Source organism: Microtetraspora sp. AC03309, assembly GCF_020826795.1.
GTDB classification, from domain to species: domain Bacteria; phylum Actinomycetota; class Actinomycetes; order Streptosporangiales; family Streptosporangiaceae; genus Microtetraspora; species Microtetraspora glauca.
In genome coordinates this window covers 1-587 of record NZ_JADDIL010000380.1, presented here as the reverse complement: position 1 = coordinate 587, position 587 = coordinate 1, and the positions used below count along the sequence as shown (strand labels likewise).

General features: G+C 65.8%; 1 protein-coding gene. It reads right to left on the bottom strand.

Annotated elements, in window-relative coordinates; all coding sequences use genetic code 11:
- Positions 1-358 (bottom strand): CoA transferase (locus tag IMZ11_RS43435; RefSeq protein ID WP_228649519.1); only part of this gene is annotated, 358 nt, incomplete at its 3' end.
- Positions 359-587 lie beyond the last annotated feature (229 nt).

Sequence of the window (587 nt, the reverse complement as noted above, 5' to 3'; positions counted from 1 at the left end):
CCTGGCCCCAGCCCGTCATGCGGGCGTAGATCAGCCGGTCGTTGATCTTGGCGCAATCCTCGGGGCCCAGGCCCAGACGTTCGGTGACACCGGGCCGATAGCCCTCGATCAGCACGTCGGCCTTGGAGATCAGCTTGAGCACCAGCTCGCGTCCCTCGTCACTCTTGAGATCAGCCGCGACCGAACGGCGGTTGCGCAACATCGAGTCGCGTTCACCGGCGGGCACTCCCCCGGTGCGGCCCGGTCGTTCGACGCGCACGACGTCGGCACCCAGGTCGCCGAGAATCATCGCCGCGTGCGGGCCGGGGCCGATGCCGGCCAACTCCACAACGCGTAAACCCTGCAGTGGTCCTGCCATGCTCTTCCGCCCTTCGCGTGTTAGGCCTTGGTTGACCGGTGACATAGCTTACTTGTATAACCTTCTCGACCGGCATGGCCATAACCGGCCCCGCCGCCAACGGGCCTCTGGCCCGCCAGACCTAAGGTGCATAGATGACCGTGACCCGCGAATACCCCGACGTAAAAGACGTATCCGTCGCCCTTGAGGACGGCGTGCTGTCGGTGACGCTCAACCGGCCCGACAGCAC